Genomic DNA, 19,341 nt, shown 5'->3' on the forward strand with positions numbered 1-19,341 from the left:
CCGCTGGTTCGTCCCTCGTGACCCGCTCGCGCGCCGCGGCGGCCGCCGCCGGCCCGCCGATCCGTGCGGTTCCCCCAGTCTGCCATGTGCGTCCGGTCCATCCTGTCGCTCCGGTGATGATGTCGCCGTCCGCCGAACCGGCAGACGCGCCGGCCCGGCAGGAAGAACGACATCAGCCGGCCGTGTGAGCCGGATGTGAACGAAGCCGAGACAGACACAGGAGCCGATCATGAATGTCACCGGGGATGACGGCCAGGCAGCGCGGTGGAACGGACCGGCCGGACAGGCCTGGGCCGAGGCGCAGACCCTGACGGACCGGATGTTCAAGCCGTTCGAGGACCTGCTCGTCGACGCGGTCTCGGCCACCGGTGCCGGGTATGTGCTCGACGTCGGCTGCGGCACGGGCGCCACGACGGTCGCCCTCGCCCGGCGGCTCGGGGCGCAGGGGCGCTGCGTCGGCGTGGACATCTCCGACCCGATGCTCGCCGCCGCCAGGGCGCGGGCCGAGCGGGACGAGGAGGGGGCGCGGGCGGTCTTCATCCGCGCCGACGCGCAGGATCACGCGTTCGAGCCCGCCGCCTTCGATGCGATCGTCTCCCGTTTCGGGGTCATGTTCTTCGGCGACTCCGTCGCCGCCTTCGCGAACCTGCGACGGGCCGCGAAGGACGGCGGCGAACTCCGCTTCCTCGCCTGGCGCGCGACCACGGAGAACCCGTTCATGACGACGGCCGAACGCGCTGCGGCCCCGCTTCTGCCAGGCCTTCCCGCCCGCCAGCCGGACGAGCCTGGGCAGTTCGCCTTCGCCGACCCGGACCGGGTCGAGCGCATTCTGGCGGAGAGCGGCTGGGCCGGGATCGACATCCGGCCGGTCGATGCGTCCTGTGTGTTTCCCGAACACGAGCTGGTCCCCTACTTCACCCGGTTCGGCCCGGTCGGTCAGGCCCTGCGGGACGTGGACGAACGGACTCGCGCGCAGGTCGTCGAAACAGCCCGCGCCGCGTTCGATCCCTATGTGCACGGCGCCGAGGTCCGTTTCACCGCGGCCTGCTGGATGGTCGGCGCCCAGGCCAGGTGAGCCGAATGGCGCACTGGCGGTGGGAACGGGGGCGAGGGGATGGCGTTGAAGGGTTTGCAGCGGCTGGCCTGTGTGCGGAGCATGGCAGCCTCAGTCGATCGCCGGACCTTGGTTTGGCTGCCCTGGCGAAGTTGCTATGACGCGGCCGAGCGAACGAACTGCACGATTGCTGTTCCACCTTCCGTCCGGGATATCCGTCCGCTGGGAACGAAGCCGACCCGATGGTAGAGGCGCAACGCGCGGTCGTTGTCAGCTCCGGTCCACAGCTGCAGCCGTACGTACCCGTGGCTGCCAACCTGGTCCGCGAGATACCCGATCAGCTGCTCTCCCACTCGTCGCCCCCAGTGGTCGGGGTGGACGAAGACCATCGAGATGTGACACAGCCCGTCCAGCTCCGCGCCCTGCCCGTCCTGACCGCGGCCCGGTTCGGCCAGCAGCATGCCGAGAACCCTCGTTCCTGCGCAGGCGATAAACAGGAGAGCATCGGGGGCGGCGAGCTTCGTCTGCACCCTGGCGATCCGCTGAGCGTCGGGAGGTCGTCCACGGGCACTGTTGGCCTCACGCCAGACGTCCAGGGCAGCGGGAAGATCATCGCCATGCGCGAGACGAACCGTCACCGGGTCTGGCTCCAGCACAGGTTCCACTGGCCCAGGATCGCCGCTCCGCCGGACGGTGCGGACCAGATTCAGTGAGACAGCCAAATCTGCGGATCGGGCCAAGTTCGTCGAGGCGGGACAATCAGGCGCTGCAGGGGGAGCAAGACGTCGGCGTCGGCTGGACTTTAGGACGTGGCCAAGCGCGCCCCGCGCACCGTGAACAACGCCCTCGCCCCGTTCTACGCCGGCACCCGCATCGCCGAAACCGTCGGCCTCGACATCGACGACGTCGCCCTGTCCGCCCGCAGAGGCAGCCTGCGTATCCACGGCAAAGGCGACCAGACCCGCCATGGCTCAGCGAACGCGCGGACTGGCCCGGCGCCGAGGGGCCGGGCGGCTGTCCACCGCCGGCGCACACACCATCATCATCACCATCGCCGCCGCAGCCGGCCTCGACGAGAAGACCACCGCCCACGTCCTACGCCACACCTTCGCCACCAGCCTCGTCTGCGGCAGCACCGACCTCGTCACCGTCGCCGAACTCCTCGGCCACACCCGCCGAAGATCGCTATAGCGGCTTCCGGCCGTATTCCGGTCGCCCCCGAGGCCACGATCGACTGGCACCGCGACAACGAGACATGATGGCGTCCCCTGCTCGGCCGCTCCCTCGTCTTGGAGACCGCCCGGCAGAGCCCCTCCCGCAGGGGACGCCGGTCGGCACGGGCGCCACAGTGTTCTGGGGGGCTTGCGGGGTATGCGGGGTTCTACGAGGTCCGCGGAATTCCGCGCCGTTCCGTGCGGTGCCGTGCGGTTCCGTGCGGTTCCGTGCGGTTCCGTGGAACACCATGATCGACGACGGCATCATGATCGGCGATGTTGGGAGCGTCGCCGGTGTCCCTGGCCGGCCCGTGGCCCTCTGGCCACCGGCGGGCTTCTGACCAGCGGGGATGAAAACTGTCGGTGGCGGATGCGAGCCTGTTCGTGTCCGCTGATCGACGACACCCCTGGGCCCGGTGATCACAGTGATCGAACAGGTACCTTCCCCGACAGCCGCGTCCCCCACGCCTGACATCGGCCTGATGCCGGGCCTGGACGCGGAGACCGCGCCGCTGGCGGATCTGGAAGCCGCGATCTGCGGGTGGGCAGGGCGGCTCGCGGCTGCGACCTGCGGCTGGCTGGTCCTGCTCTCCGCCTTCGAGCGGCGGGGCGGCTGGTCGGGGATCGGGCTGCGCTCATGTGCGCACTGGCTGTCCTGGCGCTGCGGGATCGGGCTGCGTGCCGCCCGGGAGCACCTGGCCACGGCCCGCGCCCTCGAACAACTCCCCGCGGTGCGGGCGGCGTTCGCCGACGGAGCGGTCTCCTATTCGAAGGTCCGGGCGATCACCCGGATCGCCGACCCGACCACCGAACTGCTCTGGCTCGAACACGCCCTGCACTGCACCGCAAGCCAGCTGGAACGCCTCGTCCGCACCCTCCGCCAGACCACCACCGACCCCGCCGACCGTGCCAGGACGCAGGCGGCCCGGCGGGTCTCCTGGCGCACGGACGACGACGGCATGCTGCACCTGACCGCGGTCCTGCCTCCCGACGAAGGCGCCCAGCTCGTCGCAGCGCTCGACGCCGCCCGCGCCAGCCTCGACACCACCACCACCGGCACCACCGGCACCGGCACCGGCACCGACGCCGACGCCGACGCCGACGCCGGCCAGCCGCCTCCCGACGGGGAGGTCGTTGCCGCGCCGCGGGACCGCCGACGCGACGCCGACGCGCTCGTCGCTCTCGCCGAGGGGTTCCTGCAACGGCCAGCTCCCGGACTGACCTCGCCCGCCCACACGCTCACTGTGCACGTCGACGCGGCGACCCTGCTGGACGCCGCACGGCCACCGCGACCCGGGCCCGGGTCGCGCGCGGAGATCTCACCCGGGATCGGCCTGTCCTCCGCCGTCCTGCGCCGGCTCGGTTGCGACGGGCTGATCCGCGCCCTGGTCACCGACACCCACGGCAACCCGCTGCGGCTGGGCCGGCGCCGCCGGCTGCCGAACCGGCAGCTCCGGGACGCGGTCCACGCCCGGGACAGGGGCACCTGCCAGTACCCGGGCTGCGCACACACCCGGTGGCTGCACATCCACCATCTCGTTCCCTGGATCGAGGGCGGCGGCACCGACATCGACAACCTCACCCTCGTCTGCGGCGCACACCACCGCACCCTGCACGACGAGGACATCAAGCTCCGCAGAACCACCACCGGGCGGATCGTCGCCCTGCTTCCCGACGGCCGCACGCTCGACCCGGCGCCGCCCGCCAATCCGGGGGCCCGACCCGCCGAGGTCCTCGCCGAGGCCACTCGGCACGTGGCGCCAGACGCGATCGTCACCTGGAACGGCGGCCCGTTCCACCTCGACGACTCGATCCGCGCACTCCTGCAGGATCAGGCCGCGTGACCTTCTCGTAGAGGTCGGCGGTGCGCTCAGCCACCGCGGGCCAATCGAACTCGGCGACGGCACGGCCCCGCCCCGCCCGCCCCATCGCGGCCGCCAACGCTGCGGGGCCACGCCGGCCGGCCCGATCCCGCGCCAGCCGTCGGGAAGCCGGCCGGCGGCGGTGGGCCCGGAGAAGACGACGGCCAGTGCGTGATCTCCTCGCCGGTCAGCGGCTCGGCCATGCGTCCCGCCCGTCCCCGGCATCCGCGGTCACGCGCGGGTGGGCCTTATCCGGCGCTCTCTCCGTCGCCCGCGGCCTCCAGATCACCTTCCAGTTCAAGGTAAGTGGACTGCAGGCCGGCCAGCGTGGCTTCCTGAGGAGCCTCCCACAGGCCACGCTCCGCGGCCTCCAGCAGGCGCTCGGTCATGCCGCGCAGTGCCCACGGGTTGGACGTCCGCAGGAACTCGCGGGTCTCGGCGTCGAAGACGTAGGAGGCGGCCAGCGACTCGTACATCCAGTCCTGCACGACACCGGCGGTCGCGTCGTAGCCGAAGAGGTAGTCGACCGTCGCGGCCAGCTCGAACGCGCCCTTGTAGCCGTGACGGCGCATCGCCGCGATCCAGCGCGGGTTGACCACCCGGGCGCGGAACACCCGGTGGGTCTCCTCCTGCAGGGTGCGGGTGCGGACGGCGTCCGGCAGCGCGCTGTCACCGACGTAGGCGGCTGGCGACGTGCCGGTGAGCGCGCGGACGGCGGCCACCATCCCGCCGTGGTACTGGAAGTAGTCGTCGGAGTCGACGAGGTCGTGCTCGCGGGTGTCCTGGTTCTTCACCGCGATCTGGATGCGGCGGAACGCGGTCTCCATGTCGGCGCGGGCCTCGGCGCCGTCCAGGCCGCGCCCGTAGGCGTAGCCGCCCCAGACCGCGTACACCTCGGCCAGGTCGGCATCCGAGCGCCACTGCCGGGAGTCGATCAGCGGCAACAGGCCGGCTCCGTACGCGCCCGGCTTCGAACCGAAGATCCGCGTCGTCGCGCGGCGCAGCGCGGCCGGGTCGGCGGTGCCGCCGCGCCCGCCGACCGTCGGGACGGCCCCGAGCGCCGCCAGGTCGGCCCGGACGTGAGCGGCCAGCGCGTTGACGTCGTCGGGCTCGTCGAGCACCGCCACCGCCCGCACCGCGTCGTCGAGCAGGGCCACGACGTGCGGGAACGCGTCCCGGAAGAATCCGGAGATCCGCACCACCACGTCCACCCGCGGACGCCCGAGCTCCGCGCCCGGGACGACCTCGAAGCCGGTGACCCGCCGGGACGCGTCGTCCCAGGTGGGACGGCAGCCCAACAGCCAGAGCACCTCGGCGATGTCGTCGCCCTGGGTGCGCATCGCCGACGTCCCCCAGACGGTCAGCCCGACCGAGGCCGGGTAGCCGCCGGTGTCGGCGAGGTAGCGCTCGATCAGCGAGTCGGCGAGCGCGCGACCGGTCTCCCAGGCGAGCCGGGACGGGATGGCCTTCGGGTCGACGGAGGCGAAGTTGCGCCCGGTGGGCAGCACGTTGACGAGCCCACGGGTCGGCGAGCCGGACGGGCCGGGCGGGACGAACCGCCCGTCGAGGGCCCGCACGGTGTTAACGATCTCGTCCGGGGTGCGGGCGAGCCGGGGGACGACCTCGGTGGCGGCGAACGTGAGGACCCGCTCGACCTCGGCCCGCGCGGCGGCCGGCACCGCCTCGGCCGACTGCCCGGCCACCACGGAGCTGACGGCGGCCGGCGACCAGCCGGCGTCCTCGAGGGCGGCCACCAGCGACCGGGCGGTCTGCTCGAACGCGTCGACCTGCGTCCGGGACGCCTCGGTGTCGCCTTCGGTGTGGCCCAGCGCCGCGCGCAGCCCGGGTACCGCCCCGGCCTGGCCCGCCCACATCTGGTTGGCGCGCAGGATCGCGGTGACCAGGTTCGTCCGCGCCTCCCCCGCCGGGGCCACGCCGAGGATGTGCAGGCCGTCGCGGATCTGGGTGTCCTTGACCTCGCAGAGGTAGCCGTCGACGTGCAGCAGGAAGTCGTCGAACTCGGCGTCGCTGGGGCGGTCGGCCTGCCCGAGGTCGTGGTGCAGCTGGGCGGACTGGATGAGCGTCCAGATCTGGGCGCGTACGGCGGGCAGCTTGGCCGGGTCGAGCGCGGCGAGCGTCGCGTACTCGTCGAGGAGCTGCTCCAGCTTGGCCATGTCGCCGTAGGAGTCGGCGCGGGCCATCGGCGGTACGAGGTGATCGACGATCACGGCGTGGGCGCGGCGCTTGGCCTGCGTCCCCTCCCCCGGGTCGTTGACCAGGAACGGGTAGACGAACGGCAGGTCGCCGAGGACGGCGTCCGGCGCGCACCCCGCGGACAGCCCCAGGCCCTTGCCGGGCAGCCACTCCAGCGTCCCGTGCTTGCCGAGGTGGATGACGGCGTCCGCGCCGAAGGCCTCGTCCAGCCAGCGGTAGGCCGCCAGGTAGTGGTGGGACGGCGGCAGGTCCGGGTCGTGGTAGATCGCCACCGGGTTCTCCCCGAACCCCCGCGGCGGCTGGATCATCACGACGACGTTGCCGAAGCGCAGCGCGGCCAGCACGATCGCCGGCTCCGCCGCCGGCCCGCGCCCGCGCCCGTCGCCGGCAGCGCCGTCGTCGACGTAGAGGGAGCCCGGCGGTGGGCCCCAGTGCTCGGTCATGGCGCCGCGCAGCGACTCCGGCAGGCGGGCGAACCATCCCTCGTAGGTTGACGCCGGCACCCGCGCCGGCGCCGCGGCGAGCTGCTCCGCGGTCAGCCACTCGACGTCGTGCCCGCCGGCGGCGATCAGGGCGTGGATCAGGGCGTCTCCGGCCGCGGCGTCCGGCCTGATCTCGCCCGGCCCGCCGTCGGCGGAGCGGAGGTCCTCGCCCGGGTAGCCGTCGCCGAGGTCGTAGCCGGCGGCGCGCAGCGCGTCGAGCAGCAGCACAGCCGACGCCGGGGTGTCGAGCCCGACGGCGTTACCGACCCGCGAGTGCTTCGTCGGGTACGACGAGAGCACGATCGCGATCTTCTTCTCGGCGGCCGGGGTGTGCCGCAGCCCGGCCAGTCGGGACGCGATCCCGGCGACCCGGGCGGTGCGCTCCGGATCGGCCACGTACACCGGGACGCCGTCCACCCCCTGCTCCTTGAACGAGAACGGGACGGTGATGATCCGGCCGTCGAACTCGGGGATGGCGACCTGCATCGCCGCGTCCATGGGGGACAGACCGGCGTCGCTGTCCGCCCAGACGGCGCGCGACGAGGTCAGGCACAGCCCCTGCACCACCGGGACGTCGAGCGCGGCGAGCGCGCCGACATCCCAGGCGTCCTCGTCGCCGCCGGCGGACGCGTCCGACGCCCGGGTGCCGCCGGCGGCGAGCACGGTCACCACGAGCGCGTCGACGCCGGCCAGGTCGTCGATCACTCCGCCGGCCGCGGCGCCCCGCAGCGTCGAGCAGAACACCGGACGGGCGTTGGCCCCGGCTCCTTCGAGCGCGTCGCACAGCGCGTCGACGAACGCCGTGTTCCCGGAGGTGGCGTGCGCCCGGTAGAACACGACGCCGACGGTCGGGCGGTCCGGCTTGGCCACCCGGTCGCCGTGCGGCCCGTGCGCGGGCAGCTCCACCGGCGGGGCGAACCCCAGCCCGGTGAGCAGCAGCGTGTCGGAGAGGAAGCGGTAGAGCTCGGCGAGGTTTCCGACGCCGCCTTCGGTCAGGTAGGCCAGCGCCTCGGTGGCGACGCCGGCCGGGACGGTGCCGCGCGCCATCAGCGCCGCGTCCGGTGTCGACTCGCCGCCGAGGGCGACGACCGGCAGCCCGCTCGCCACCGTCGCGGCGAGGCCCTCGGCCCAGGCCCGTTCACCGCCGAGCAGGCGCACCACCACCACGTCGGCCCCGGCGAGGAACGCCGGCACCTCCGCCGCGTCGAGCCGGGCCGGGTTGGCGACCCGCCAGGGCACGCCGCTGGCCCGCGCGGCGAGCAGCTCGGTGTCGGCGGTGGACACCAGGGCCAGCACCGGGTCAGCGGCCAGCACCGGCTCGGCCGGGACGCCGCCCGGCGGTGTGTTCGGCATTCAGGGTGCTCCCGGGGGGACGAAGGGCAGGCCGGCGGGCGCGCCGCGGTCGAGCAGTGCGCGCACCGTGGCGATGTCGAGATGGTCGGCGACCAGGTCGCCGAGGGCGTCCAGGCGGCGCGCCCGGACGTCGGCGAAGCAGGTGACGGCGGGGCGGAACGAACGGCCGGCGGTCGCCGCCACCCCGGTGAGGAACGCCCGCCGGAACTCGTCGTTCTCCAGCAGGCCGTGCCAGCTCGTGCCGTACACGCCGCCGCGGCGCACCCCGTCCACCGCGAACGGCTCCAGGGAGTCGTCGGCTGCCGGCCGGCCGTGGCGGATCTCGTAGCCGGTGACCGGATGCCCGTCGGCGCTGACGCCGTGGCGGCGGCCGAGGACCTTGTCGGCGGCGAAGCGGGTGACCAGCGGCAGCAGGCCGAGCCCCGGCACCTCGCCGGCACCCGACTCGATCTCGTCCTCGATGCGCACCCCGAGCATCTGGTATCCGCCGCAGATGCCGAGGATCGGCAGGCCGGCGGTGGCGCGCGCGGCGAGGGCGCCGGCCAGGCCGCGGCGGCGCAGCCACGCCAGGTCGGAGACGGTGGCACGGGTCCCGGGCAGCACGACCAGGTCGACGTCGGCGATCTCGTCGGGGGTGGTGGCGAGCCGCACGGAGACCCCCGGCTCGGCGCGCAGGGCGTCCAGGTCGGTGATGTTGGACAGCCGGGGGAAGCGGACGACGGCGACACGCAGCCGGTCCGGGCCGGTGTCGGCCGCGCCCGACCCGTCCGCCTCGGGGTCGGGGTGGGAGCGCAGGTCCAGGGAGTCCTCGACGTCCAGCCACAGGCCGGGCAGCCACGGCAGCACGCCGAGGACGGGACGTCCGGTGAGGCCCTCGAGCTGACGCAGCCCGGGTTCGAGCAGCCGCGCGTCGCCCCGGAACCGGTTGATCACCCAACCGGCGATGTGGGTCTGGTCGGCCCGGTCGAGCAGGGCGAGCGTGCCGAACAGCGCGGCGAACACGCCACCCCGGTCGATGTCGCCGACCACGAGGACGGGCAGGTTCGCCGCCCGGGCCAGGCCCATGTTGGCGATGTCGGTCGCGCGCAGGTTGATCTCGGCCGGTGACCCGGCGCCCTCGCAGATCACCGCGTCAAAGCGGCCGCGCAGGTCAGCGAGACAGTCCAGGACGATGCCCAGCAGGCGCTCCTTGTGCGGCCGGTACCCGAGCGCGTCGACCTCGGCGACGGGACGGCCGAGCACGACAAGCTGGCTGTGCCGGTCCGATCCCGGTTTGAGCAGCACCGGGTTCATGGCGGCTTCGGGCTCCACCCCGGCCGCGGCGGCCTGCATCGCCTGCGCCCGCCCGATCTCGGCGCCGTCGGCGGTGACCACCGAGTTCAGCGCCATGTTCTGGGCCTTGAACGGCGCGACACGCACCCCTTCGCGGGCCAGCCAGCGGCACAGGCCGGCGGTCAGGACGCTCTTACCCGCGTCCGAGGCGGTTCCCGCCACCAGCAGTGCCCCGCCCGCGGCCGGGCGCGTCATCCCGCCTCCCGCGGGCCGCGGGAGCCCGCCCGGCGCGCCCGCAACGTGTCGAGGGCGGCGACCGCACCGGCGCACACCACGACCGAGGCCGCGCTGACCGCGCCGGAAAGACGGGCCGCCGCCGCCAGGTCGCCGGCTTCGGCCGGACGCCCGGACCCCAGCTCGGGACGGTGCTCGACCCCGTGCGGGTACCGCAGCTCACCACCGAGACGCAGGCCGAGCGCACCGGCGAACGCGGCCTCGACCACGCCCGCGTTCGGGCTCGGATGCGATCGGCCGTCGCGGCGCATCACCCGGAACGCCTCCGCCGGGGAACCGCCGACGACCGGGGCGCAGGCGCAGGTGAGCAGCGCGCACATCCGGGCCGGCAGCAGGTTCGCCGCGTCGTCGGTCCGGGCCACGGCCCAGCCGAACCGGCCGTGCCGGGCGTCGCGGTAGCCGACCATCGCGTCGAGGGTGTTCGCCGCGCGGTAGGCCACCAGCCCGGGCAGCCCGGCGACGGCCCCCCACAGCAGCGGGGCGACGACGGCGTCCGAGGTGTTCTCCGCCACCGACTCCACCCCGGCACGCGCGAGCCCGCCGGCGTCGAGGGCCGACGGGTCCCGCCCGCACAGCGACGGCAGCCGCGTCCGGGCCGCGCGCAGGTCGCGGCGTTCCAGCTCGCCGCCGAGGGCCCGGCCCTGGCGCCGCAGCGAGGTGCCGCCGAGCACCGTCCAGGTCGTGGCGGCGGTCAGGCCCGCGCGGGCCAGCGCGGCCCGCCGTCCCGGGTGCCGGCCGGCCAGCGCCCGTTCCGCGCCGGCGGCCGCGGCGCCCGTGCCGGCGACGAGGACCGTGGCGTACGCCGCGCCGACCAGCCGGCTGTCACGGTGGACGGCCCGCTCGAGGCCGCCGGCGACCCGCCCGAAACCGGCCACGGGATGGCCGCGGGCAGGGTCGGCGAGCACCGCGTCGAGGGCCGCGCCGAGGACGAGCCCCACCGTGCGGGCGCGGCTCACCCGGCCGACGGCGCCGTGGCCTGGCTGGAGGCGCGGGTCTCGTCCGCGCGGGCGACGGTGCCGGCCTGGCGCGCCGGTGCCGGCGCCGGGCTCAGCACCCGGTGGGCGAGGGGCCCGAACACCAGTCCGAGCGTCGCCCACAGCACCGCCTGGGTGCCCAGCGAGGCCAGCCGGAACCGCCACAGCAGCTCGGCCGGGAAGGACGCCGGCACCTCGTTGATCACCGGCATGACGACCGCGGCCACGGTCACCAGCACGGCGAACACCGCCGCCGCCGCGAGCGCGGCGTTCCAGGTGCCGAGACGGGCCGACACCAGGCGCCCGGCCTGGGCCGCGATGAGCGCGGCGAGCACCGCCACCAGGACCATGACGACGTAGAGGCCGGTCCGGCGGTCGATCGTGTCCGGGTTGCCGACCGCCGGCGGGTTCGCCGGGTACTTCAGGAACGGCACCACGGCCACCGCGACGAAACCGACCACCGCGACCACCGCGGCGGTGGGCCGCATCCCGCCGGTGCCGATGCGGCCGTAGGCGACCGCGCACGCGATCGCGAACAGCCCACCGATCGCGATGCCGTACACCCCGGTCGCGACCGCGAGACCCAGACCCTTCTGGGTGCTCCGGGAGACGACCTCCTCCTCGGCGTGCTCACCGGGAGCCGGCGGGGGCGCCGACGCCTCCTCGATGGCGATCGAGGCGTCCACCTGGGGCTCGCCGGTGATCGACGCGAACCCGAAAGCCAGCAGACCGGCGAAGAAACCTGCGAGCATGCCAAAGACAAGCAGCCTGCGCATCATGTAAAACGGCCTCCGCCGTAGGCCGGAGAGAATCCTCCGGGACAGGCGGTCAGTGGCAGGGGAAGCCCAGCAGGTGTCGGCCGTCGTGCACGAACTCGTGCACCCAGGTTCCGCCGATGAGGGAGAACGCCCCCTCCTCGGAACCGACGAAGTAGATGCCCAGCAGCATCAGCGCGCCGACGAGCACCGCCCACGGGACGATGTCGCGCAGCGGAAGAGGCAACGGCAGGGGACGAGCGGTACCGCCGGCGAGCGGCGTGGCGGCGGGCGAAGAAGCGGCGGAGTCGGGCATGCGAAGACCTCCCAGGGATCACGCGTCCGGCTGGTGGATTCGTGATGAAACGGGTCTGACTTCCGGACTGGAAACGGAATGCTCCAGCGGTCACAGTGGCGCGGCCGTGCCGGTATCTCACCGGCTTCCTGTCAACATCACGACTAGCTTCGACAGGCTACGAGGTTCCTTAAGGAACCGTCAACAGCGAGTTTCGCCTGTCACATCCCCGCCCACCGCCCGGCAGGTCGTGCCGGTCTCACACGGACATCGAGTAGGCGACCACGCCGCGGCGGATCGCGTCTATCGCAGCCCGGGCGGCCCGGCCGACGCCGAGGATCCCGTCGGTGCCGGCGCGCTCCTGCGCCGTGGGCCCACCCGAGGCCGGCCCGGCGGACGTCTTCGCCGCGTAGACCGGGGCGACCTGCGCGATCTGGTCCAGCAGGTCGATGAGCTGGCGCATCCAGCGGACGAAGTCCCCGGCCGTCAGGTCCGCGCCGGCGTCCTCGAGGACCTTCTCCAGCCCGCGCCCGCAGGCCCAGCCGTGCGCGACCGCGACGAAGCCGAGGTCGGGCGGGCGCAGGAACCCGAGCCGGTGATGGTCCTCCGCGGCGCCCAGCCGGGTGTAGACACCCGCCATGTCCGCGAGCGCGTCGCGCAGCGCGCCCCCACCGGGGATCGTCGGCGCGGCGATGTCGTCACCGCGTGGCTCGAAGACCAGCGTCGAGACCGCGGCGGCCAGCGCGGGTGGGGTCAGCCCCTCCCACACTCCCGTGCGCAGGCATTCCGCGACCTGCAGGTCCTGCTCGGTGTAGATGCGCGCCAGCATCGCGCCCGCGTCGGTGACGGAGTCGCCGCCGACGGCCAGGTAACCGAGCTCGGCGAGCGTGTCGCGGACCCGGTCGAAGGTCCGGGCCACCGTGTTCGTCCGCCCCTCGACCTTGCGCTCGAGCCCGGCTGTCTCGCGGCGCAGGCGGTCGATGCGTTCCGCCGAGCGCAGGTGCGCCTCCCGCTCCGGGCAGTCGTGGACGGGATGGGCCCGCATCGCGCGGCGCAGCCGGGCCAGCTCGGCGTCGTCCGCGGCCAGCGAACGCGCCCGCTCGCGGCGGCCGGGCTCCTCCGGCAGCCGGATGTTGCGCAGCGACGAGGCGAGGTCGCGGCGCGCCTGCGGCGAGCGGGGGTTGAACGACTTCGGGATACGGACCCGGGCCAGCGGCTCGACGGCCACCGGAAAATCAATCATGGACAGGCGCCGGACCTGGCGGTCCTCGGTGAGGACGACGGGGCGCGGCCCTTCCGCCGAGCCCCCGTCGACACCGGCGTCGAGCACCACGACAAGCCCGCCGCGCCGCCCGACCGGCACGCGCACCACGTCGCCGCTGCGCAGCTTCGCCAGCGCCGCGGCGACCTCGGACTGGCGGCGCACCGTCCCCGCGCGGGACAGGTCGGCCTCGCGCTCCCGGATCTGGCGGCGCAGCCCGTCGTACTCGGTGACCGAGCCGCGGTCGCATTCGAGGGCGGCGGTCAGCTCCTCGATCGCCGTCTGGTTACGGCGCACCGCGCGGGCGATGCCGACGACGGCCTTGTCCGCCTGGAACTGGGCGAACGACGACTCCAGGACGGTGCGCGCGCGCTCGGCGCCGAGGCGGCCGACGAGGTTGACAGCCATGTTGTAGGACGGCCGGAACGACGACTTCAGCGGATAGGTCCGGGTCGAGGCCAGGCCGGCGAGGGCGAGCGGGTCCAGCCCGGGCTGCCACAGCACGACGGCGTGGCCCTCGACGTCGATCCCGCGCCGCCCGGCCCGCCCGGTGAGCTGCGTGTACTCGCCGGGCGTGATGTCCGCGCGGGTCTGGCCGTTGAACTTGGTGAGCCGTTCCAGGACGACGGTGCGCGCGGGCATGTTGATCCCGAGCGCCAGGGTCTCGGTGGCGAACACCGCGCGGACGAGCCCACGCACGAACAGCTCCTCCACCACCTCCTTGAAGGTGGGGAGCATGCCTGCGTGGTGCGCGGCGATACCCCGCTCCAGCCCTTCGAGCCACTGCCAGTAGCCCAGGACGGCTAGGTCGGCCTGGGGCACTCCCGCTGTCCGGGCCCGGACGTGTTCCCGGATCTCGCGCTGCTCGTCGGGGGACGTCAGCCGCAGACCCGCCTGGATGCAGGACGCCACCGCGGCGTCGCAGCCGACCCGGCTGAAGACGAACAGGATCGCGGGCAGCAGGCCGGCACGGTCCAGCCGGACGATGACGTCGGGCCGGTTCGGCGGCCCGGAGCGGCGCCGCCCGTTCCCGGCCCCGTTCCCGGCGCCGGGCCGGCCCGGCCGCGACGACCGGGGCCCGCGGCCGCGCTCGTACACCGCGCGGGACTCCTCCCGGGCGAGCCGGAGCAGGTCCGGGTTGACCGCCCGCCCCCCGGCCGCCGCACCAGCACCGGCGATATCACCGGCACGGGCTTCAGCGGCACGGGCGCCGGGCCGGCTGCCCGGGGTGGCGCCCCCGACGGACCCTGGGGCAGCGCCCCGCCCGTTCGGCCCCGGGCCGCGACGCGAGAACGCCGGGACGCCCGGATCCAGCCCGGACGGCTGGTCGACGAACAGGTCGTGCAGCGTCCGGTCCGCGAGGACGTGCTGGAACAGCGGCACCGGGCGGTGCTCACTGACGATCACCCGGGTGTGCCCGCGGACGGTGACCAGCCACTCGGCGAACTCCTCCGCGTTGCTGACCGTCGCCGACAGCGAGACGAGCCGCACGTGCTGGGGCAGGTGAATGATCACCTCTTCCCAGACGGCTCCGCGCTGGCGATCGGCGAGGTAGTGGACCTCGTCCATCACGACGTAGCCGAGGGAGTCCAGCCGGGCGCTGCCCGCGGCCTCGGTGTAGAGCATGTTGCGCAGGACCTCGGTGGTCATCACGACCACCGGAGCGTCCCCGTTGCGCGAGGTGTCGCCAGTCAGCAGGCCGATCGAGGCCGCGCCGTACCGGGCGACCAGGTCGGCGTACTTCTGGTTGGACAGGGCCTTGATCGGGGTGGTGTAGAAGCAACGTGTGCCGGTCGCGAGCGCCAGGTGGGCGGCGAACTCACCCACGACGGTCTTGCCGGCGCCCGTCGGGGCGGCGACGAGGACACCCTCGCCCTGCGCGAGCGCCGCGACTGCCTCGGACTGGAACGGGTCGAGCCCGAACGGGTACCGGGCCGCGAACTCCTCGACGGCTCCGGGCGCGGAGGACACGAAGCTCACCCTACGCTGCCCGGGAGCAGCGCAGGACCCGGGTTGTGCCGGTCAGGTGATGTCGCCGTGGGAGCCGTCGGCCGTCGCGGCGCCGGAGGCTCCGGCCGCGACCGCGTCGCCCTGCGCGGTAGCCCGCGGGTCGGCGGTACGCGGCGCCGGGGGGACCCGCTCACCCGCGGACTCGTCGAAGTCGAGGGAGGAGGTCTCGTCGTCGCCCAGGCCGGCGTAGGGGGACGTGTCCCCCCGGCGGGCCTTGCGCCGGTCGTTGAGCCAACCGATGATCAGCGCCACCTCGTAGAGGATGACCATCGGCAGGCCCAGCGCGAGCATGGTGAACGGGTCCTGGCTGGGCGTCACCACCGCCGCGAACACGAACACGAGGAAGATCTCGGCCCGCCGCCAGGACCGCAGCTTCGCCGTGGTGACGAGACCGGCGAGGTTCAGCATCGTGACCAGCAGCGGCACCTCGAACGACAGCCCGAACACGAGCAGCATCGCGATGACGTAGCTGAGGTACTTGCTGCCGTCGAGGATGCTGACGAGGCCGTCGCCGCCGAAGCCGAGCAGGAAGTTCAGGCCGGTCTCGAGCGTGATGTAGGCGAAGAAGCCACCGGCGGCGAAGAGCACCAGCGACGAGCAGACGAACGTCAGCGACCACCGGCGCTCGTGGCGGTGCAGGCCGGGTGTGATGAAGGACCAGAGCTGGTAGAGCCAGACCGGTGCCGAGAACACCGCCCCGGAGATCATCGAAATCTTCAGCCGGATCGTGAAGGCGTCGAGAATGCCGAAGAAGTAGAGCCGGCACGAACCGTCGCCGCTGCTGAAGTCACCGCGCTTGTCCGCGGGTAGGGCGCAGTACGGATCGATCAGCCACTGGAAAATATTCGGCTCGACGATGAAGCAGACGATCGTGGCGACGGCGAAGGCGATCAGCGCCTTGGCCAGCCGGTTCCGCAGCTCGCGCAGGTGCTCGGTGAGGGGCATCCGACTGTCCTCGACCGTGCGTGTGCGCCGATGGTGCACAGACGTGGCGAGCCTGCGCGGGTTGGGCAACCGTGGCACGGGCTGAGGCTCCTGCTCGATGTGGACGGCACTCGATCGGGACGATCGACTTGACGGGACGATGAATACAGGCGGTGGGCGAACGGCCCACAATCATGGCCGTGCCCCCGCCGGGTACTCGGGACGGGAGCGCAGCCGACCCCGACAGCGGTCGGGCGCGCGCCGCGCCCGAGCACCTGACCGCCGTCAGCGACGGACGTGACCCGCCCGCGGAAGGCCTGTCGACCCGCGGTGGAGAACGATCCGCCGCAGGTCAGCCGGCCCGGGGCAACTGCCCGGGCCGTGTTGGGACGGTCAGCGGCGCTCGGCGTCGACCGGCGCCACGCCGTTGACCGACGGGCTGGTCGCGGCCGGAGCGGCCGGGCGGCTCTCGATCGGAAGCGGGGCGACGGGCTGCGCGGCCGGAGCCGGGGCGGCCGGAGCGGCCGGAGCGGCGCTCGCGTCGTCGTCGCGCAGGCCCTTCGTCTCCGCCTTGAAGATGCGCAGCGACCGGCCGAAGGAACGCGCCGCGTCTGGCAGTTTCTTCGAGCCGAAGAGCACCAGAACAACCAGCGCGATGATGATGATCTCGGTCGTGCCCAGGTTTGGCATGGCAGGCGTCCTCCGATTGCCGGTCCGGTCGGGAGACCGGTGCGCGATCGATGCTACGTCGGTCAGCCTAGGAGGGGATAGACCGTAACCGGGTATCCCACAGGTGACGTGTACGCAACGTGGAGATGATCGGCTATCTCACCACATCGGATGGCGACTGTCGTCCGGTTCACGTCCGGCCCGAAGGCGCTCCCACCGCGCAGCCGGTCAGCAGGTCAGCTGGCCCGGCTCGCGAGCCGGCTGGAGACCTCGGTCGACTCCAGCCGCCCCGCCAGCTCCGCGGCCTTCGTGGCCAGCTCGGCCGCGTGGTCCTTGAGGTCCATCGCGGCGTTCTTCGTCGCGCGGACCTTGCCCCACAGGCGCAGCGCGCACAGCACGAGCACGCCGAGCGAACCGACGGTGAGCACGAGGTGAGCGAACAGCAGCAGCACACCGGTCACCCTATGGGCTCCTCGGCGTAGGCGGCGAGGGCACGATCGGCCAGCTCGTGGACCCGCGCGGCCACCGAGGCCGGCTCGACCCGCCGCACCTGCGCACCCAGGCCCAGGACCAGCCGGTTCAGCCACGACAGCTCGGAGACCCGCAGCAGCACCGACACTCCCCCGTCGGGCAGCTCACACACGTCGGAGACAGGGTAGTAGTCGACGACCCAGCGGGCCTGCGGCTCCAGGTCGAGGCGCACCGGGATGTCGTCCGGCCCCGGCCGGTACACGCCGTCCGCGGTGTCGCGCGGCGTCGCGGTCGGCGGCGGCTGCGCGACGACGTCCAGGACGACGGCCCCACCGCGGCCGTCGATGCGGTCGAGCCGGAACAGCCGCACCGCCGACGCCCGGTGGCACCATCCCTCGAGGTACCAGTGCCCGTCCCGGACGAGCACCCGCATCGGGTCGACGTCGCGCACCGTCATCTCGTCCCGCGACCACACCAGGTAACGCAACCGGACGCGCCGGCGGTCCCTGATCGCCCCCTGCAGGATGGCGAGCACCTCGTCGTGGGTGTCGAGCGCGACACGCACATGCCCGGCCGGCTCGTTGCCGACGGCGTCCTCGACCTTGCGCAGTGCCTGATCGAGCGCCTCGCGCCCGGCCAGGCCGGGGACGTCGGTGAGCGCCCGGGCGGCGACGAGCAGCGCGGTGGCCTCGTCCGCCGACAGCCGCAGCGGGCGGTCGAGCGTCTGGGGGTCAACGACGGTGACCTGGTCGCCGGAGTAGCTGACGTCGATGAGGTCGCCGGGCGCGCCGCCGGGCAGCCCGCAGACGAACAGCAGGTCGAGGTCGTCGCGCAGCTGGCGCACCGTGACGTCGAACTCCGCGGCCGCGGCCTCGAGTGACACGCCGGGATGAGCACGCAGCCAGGGCACGAGGGCCAGCAGCCTGCTGAAACGGTCGGTGGAGCCGCTCACCGCGGCCCGGTCCTCGCCAGCCATCCGGCCCGCCCGCCGTGCTCGCCGCCCGGCACATCGCTACCGGGAGCACCGTCGCTACCGGGAGCACCGTCGGTGGACGTGGCTCCGGCGGGCCGGGTGCCGCGTTCGGGCGCCGTGGCTTCCAGGGTGGCCCGCAGCCGGCGGATGACCTCGGCGCGCAGGTCTGCGGGACCGAGGACGGTCACGTCAGGCCCGTAGCCGACGATCCAGTGGGCGAACCGCTCCACGTCGGAGAAGTCGACGCTCAGCAGGTCGGTGTCCGGCACCGGGCTCATGGGCAGGTCAGGACCCGGCGCCTCCGCCGGGCGGGCCCGGCGGCGCAGCGCGTGCCCGCACCCGCGCCGGACCCGCAGCAACGCGCTGCGGATGTGCTCGGGCGGCTCCGTCAAGGAGATCATCGCCCGCAGGTCCACATCGGGGGGGACGGTGAACGCGCCGGGCGGGCCGACCGCACGCACTCCGCCGGTCACCCTGGAGAGCCGGAACACCCGTGGCGCGGCCCGCCGCAGGTCGTGCCCGACCAGGTACCAGCGGCCCCGCCAGGACAGCACCCCCCACGGCTGCACGTGCCGCTCGGTGTCCTCGGTCTGCCCGGGACGGCGGTAGGGGAAGCGCACCACCCGGCCGGCCTGGACGGCGGCGAGTACCGCCTCGAAGGCCGGCTCGGCCGTGTCGACCCGCGGCTCGAAGCCCTCGAACCCGCCGGGCCCGAGCGCCGAGGAGGGTCCCGCCAGGAGATCGGCCCCGCCCAGCCCGGCGGGGCGCACCGGGGCACCGGCGGCTGCCAGTTTGCGCAGCGCGCTCGCGGCCGGGGCGGCGAGGGTCGCGCTCGACCACAGCGAGGCGGCCAGCGCGAGCGCCGCGAACTCGTCCGGGTCGAGGGAGATCTCCCCGAGCGCGTAGTCGCCGCGGCGGATGCGGTAGCCGAGCTCGTCGCTGAACGCTGAATCCTGGCCGGTCTCGACCGGGATACCGAGCTCGCGCAGGTACTGCTTGTCGCGCTCGAACATGCGCCGGTAGGCCTCCTGCGCCTCCTCCGACTCCCCCGGGTCGTACCCCTCCACCATCTCCCCGATCTGGGACACGGTGAGGAACCGCGATGTCGCCATCAGGCACATCGTCAGGTTGAGCAGGCGCTCCAGCCGTCGGCGGGACACATCGGATGAGGCTAGCCGCACTCGACGTCAACGTGGTAACCGCCCCGCCGCCGCCGCGGGGCGGCGAGGACCGTCGTGGCCCCGGCCAGGGCTTGCCCGGCCGG

At 73.8% G+C, this 19,341-nt stretch carries 15 protein-coding genes and 1 riboswitch; of the genes, 3 read left to right on the forward strand and 12 right to left on the reverse strand.

Features of this window, described 5'->3' with window-relative positions; genetic code table 11:
- Positions 1 to 229: 229 nt before the first annotated feature.
- Entirely contained in the window at positions 230 to 1,075 is an 846-nt protein-coding gene (locus tag FRANEAN1_RS23720) for a class I SAM-dependent methyltransferase (RefSeq protein ID WP_020462344.1), read from the forward strand.
- A gap of 134 nt (positions 1,076 to 1,209) precedes the next feature.
- Here the strand turns inward: FRANEAN1_RS23720 and FRANEAN1_RS41470 are convergent, their stop codons facing one another.
- Positions 1,210 to 1,710 (reverse strand): GNAT family N-acetyltransferase, encoded by a 501-nt coding sequence (locus FRANEAN1_RS41470; RefSeq protein ID WP_347176731.1) that lies wholly within the window; start codon positions 1,708 to 1,710, stop codon positions 1,210 to 1,212.
- A 310-nt stretch (positions 1,711 to 2,020) separates the two neighbouring features.
- Between FRANEAN1_RS41470 and FRANEAN1_RS23730 the strand changes: the two genes are divergently transcribed.
- Positions 2,021 to 2,245, forward strand: coding sequence for a tyrosine-type recombinase/integrase (locus FRANEAN1_RS23730; protein WP_041254691.1), 225 nt, complete (start codon positions 2,021 to 2,023; stop codon positions 2,243 to 2,245).
- Positions 2,246 to 2,750: 505 nt separating this feature from the next.
- Positions 2,751 to 4,112 (forward strand): HNH endonuclease signature motif containing protein, encoded by a 1,362-nt coding sequence (locus FRANEAN1_RS23735; RefSeq protein WP_198145355.1) that lies wholly within the window; start codon positions 2,751 to 2,753, stop codon positions 4,110 to 4,112.
- Positions 4,113 to 4,378: 266 nt separating this feature from the next.
- Here the strand turns inward: FRANEAN1_RS23735 and cobN are convergent, their stop codons facing one another.
- The 11 genes from cobN to FRANEAN1_RS23790 form a co-directional block, all read right to left on the reverse strand.
- A complete protein-coding gene (gene cobN / locus FRANEAN1_RS23740) occupies positions 4,379 to 8,110 on the reverse strand; it encodes a cobaltochelatase subunit CobN (protein ID WP_041256456.1) in 3,732 nt (1,243 codons plus the stop codon).
- Positions 8,111 to 8,179: 69 nt separating this feature from the next.
- Positions 8,180 to 9,706, reverse strand: coding sequence for a cobyric acid synthase (locus FRANEAN1_RS23745; protein WP_020462348.1), 1,527 nt, complete (start codon positions 9,704 to 9,706; stop codon positions 8,180 to 8,182).
- Positions 9,703 to 10,701 carry a cobalamin biosynthesis protein gene (locus FRANEAN1_RS23750; RefSeq protein ID WP_020462349.1) on the reverse strand — a complete coding sequence of 333 codons (999 nt, stop codon included), beginning with the start codon at positions 10,699 to 10,701 and terminating at the stop codon, positions 9,703 to 9,705. The genes FRANEAN1_RS23745 and FRANEAN1_RS23750 overlap by 4 nt, the downstream gene beginning before the upstream one ends.
- Positions 10,698 to 11,498: a CbtA family protein gene (locus FRANEAN1_RS23755; RefSeq protein ID WP_020462350.1), complete on the reverse strand. Its 801-nt coding sequence runs from the start codon at positions 11,496 to 11,498 to the stop codon at positions 10,698 to 10,700. The genes FRANEAN1_RS23750 and FRANEAN1_RS23755 overlap by 4 nt, the downstream gene beginning before the upstream one ends.
- 49 nt (positions 11,499 to 11,547) lie before the next feature.
- Positions 11,548 to 11,790 (reverse strand): CbtB-domain containing protein, encoded by a 243-nt coding sequence (locus tag FRANEAN1_RS23760; RefSeq protein WP_020462351.1) that lies wholly within the window; start codon positions 11,788 to 11,790, stop codon positions 11,548 to 11,550.
- Between the two features lie 53 nt (positions 11,791 to 11,843).
- A riboswitch (cobalamin riboswitch) is annotated at positions 11,844 to 11,919 on the reverse strand.
- 109 nt (positions 11,920 to 12,028) lie between these two features.
- A complete protein-coding gene (locus tag FRANEAN1_RS23765; protein WP_020462352.1) occupies positions 12,029 to 15,001 on the reverse strand; it encodes a DEAD/DEAH box helicase in 2,973 nt (990 codons plus the stop codon).
- Between the two features lie 51 nt (positions 15,002 to 15,052).
- On the reverse strand, positions 15,053 to 16,063 hold the full coding sequence (tatC, locus tag FRANEAN1_RS23770; protein ID WP_020462353.1) for a twin-arginine translocase subunit TatC: 1,011 nt from the start codon (positions 16,061 to 16,063) through the stop codon (positions 15,053 to 15,055).
- A gap of 294 nt (positions 16,064 to 16,357) precedes the next feature.
- A complete protein-coding gene (gene tatA / locus FRANEAN1_RS23775; RefSeq protein ID WP_020462354.1) occupies positions 16,358 to 16,654 on the reverse strand; it encodes a Sec-independent protein translocase subunit TatA in 297 nt (98 codons plus the stop codon).
- Positions 16,655 to 16,869: 215 nt separating this feature from the next.
- A complete protein-coding gene (locus FRANEAN1_RS23780; protein WP_020462355.1) occupies positions 16,870 to 17,094 on the reverse strand; it encodes a hypothetical protein in 225 nt (74 codons plus the stop codon).
- Complete coding sequence (locus FRANEAN1_RS23785) at positions 17,091 to 18,056, reverse strand: WYL domain-containing protein (RefSeq protein WP_020462356.1); 966 nt, start codon at positions 18,054 to 18,056, stop codon at positions 17,091 to 17,093. The genes FRANEAN1_RS23780 and FRANEAN1_RS23785 overlap by 4 nt, the downstream gene beginning before the upstream one ends.
- The gene (locus tag FRANEAN1_RS23790) at positions 18,053 to 19,237 is read right to left on the reverse strand and encodes a WYL domain-containing protein (RefSeq protein ID WP_083788316.1); all 1,185 of its coding nucleotides are present in this window, start codon (positions 19,235 to 19,237) and stop codon (positions 18,053 to 18,055) included. The genes FRANEAN1_RS23785 and FRANEAN1_RS23790 overlap by 4 nt, the downstream gene beginning before the upstream one ends.
- Between the last annotated feature and the right edge of the window lie 104 nt (positions 19,238 to 19,341).

The sequence above is a fragment of the Parafrankia sp. EAN1pec genome, from assembly GCF_000018005.1.
Lineage (GTDB): Bacteria > Actinomycetota > Actinomycetes > Frankiales > Frankiaceae > Parafrankia > Parafrankia soli.

Coding starts and splice junctions, on each gene's coding strand:
- tatA (WP_020462354.1), bottom strand. CDS start 16,654: ATGCCAAACCTGGGCACGACCGAGATCATCATCATCGCGCTGGTTGTT.
- FRANEAN1_RS23730 (WP_041254691.1), top strand. CDS start 2,021: ATGGCTCAGCGAACGCGCGGACTGGCCCGGCGCCGAGGGGCCGGGCGG.
- FRANEAN1_RS23760 (WP_020462351.1), bottom strand. CDS start 11,790: ATGCCCGACTCCGCCGCTTCTTCGCCCGCCGCCACGCCGCTCGCCGGC.
- FRANEAN1_RS23745 (WP_020462348.1), bottom strand. CDS start 9,706: ATGACGCGCCCGGCCGCGGGCGGGGCACTGCTGGTGGCGGGAACCGCC.
- FRANEAN1_RS23755 (WP_020462350.1), bottom strand. CDS start 11,498: ATGATGCGCAGGCTGCTTGTCTTTGGCATGCTCGCAGGTTTCTTCGCC.
- FRANEAN1_RS23720 (WP_020462344.1), top strand. CDS start 230: ATGAATGTCACCGGGGATGACGGCCAGGCAGCGCGGTGGAACGGACCG.
- FRANEAN1_RS23735 (WP_198145355.1), top strand. CDS start 2,751: ATGCCGGGCCTGGACGCGGAGACCGCGCCGCTGGCGGATCTGGAAGCC.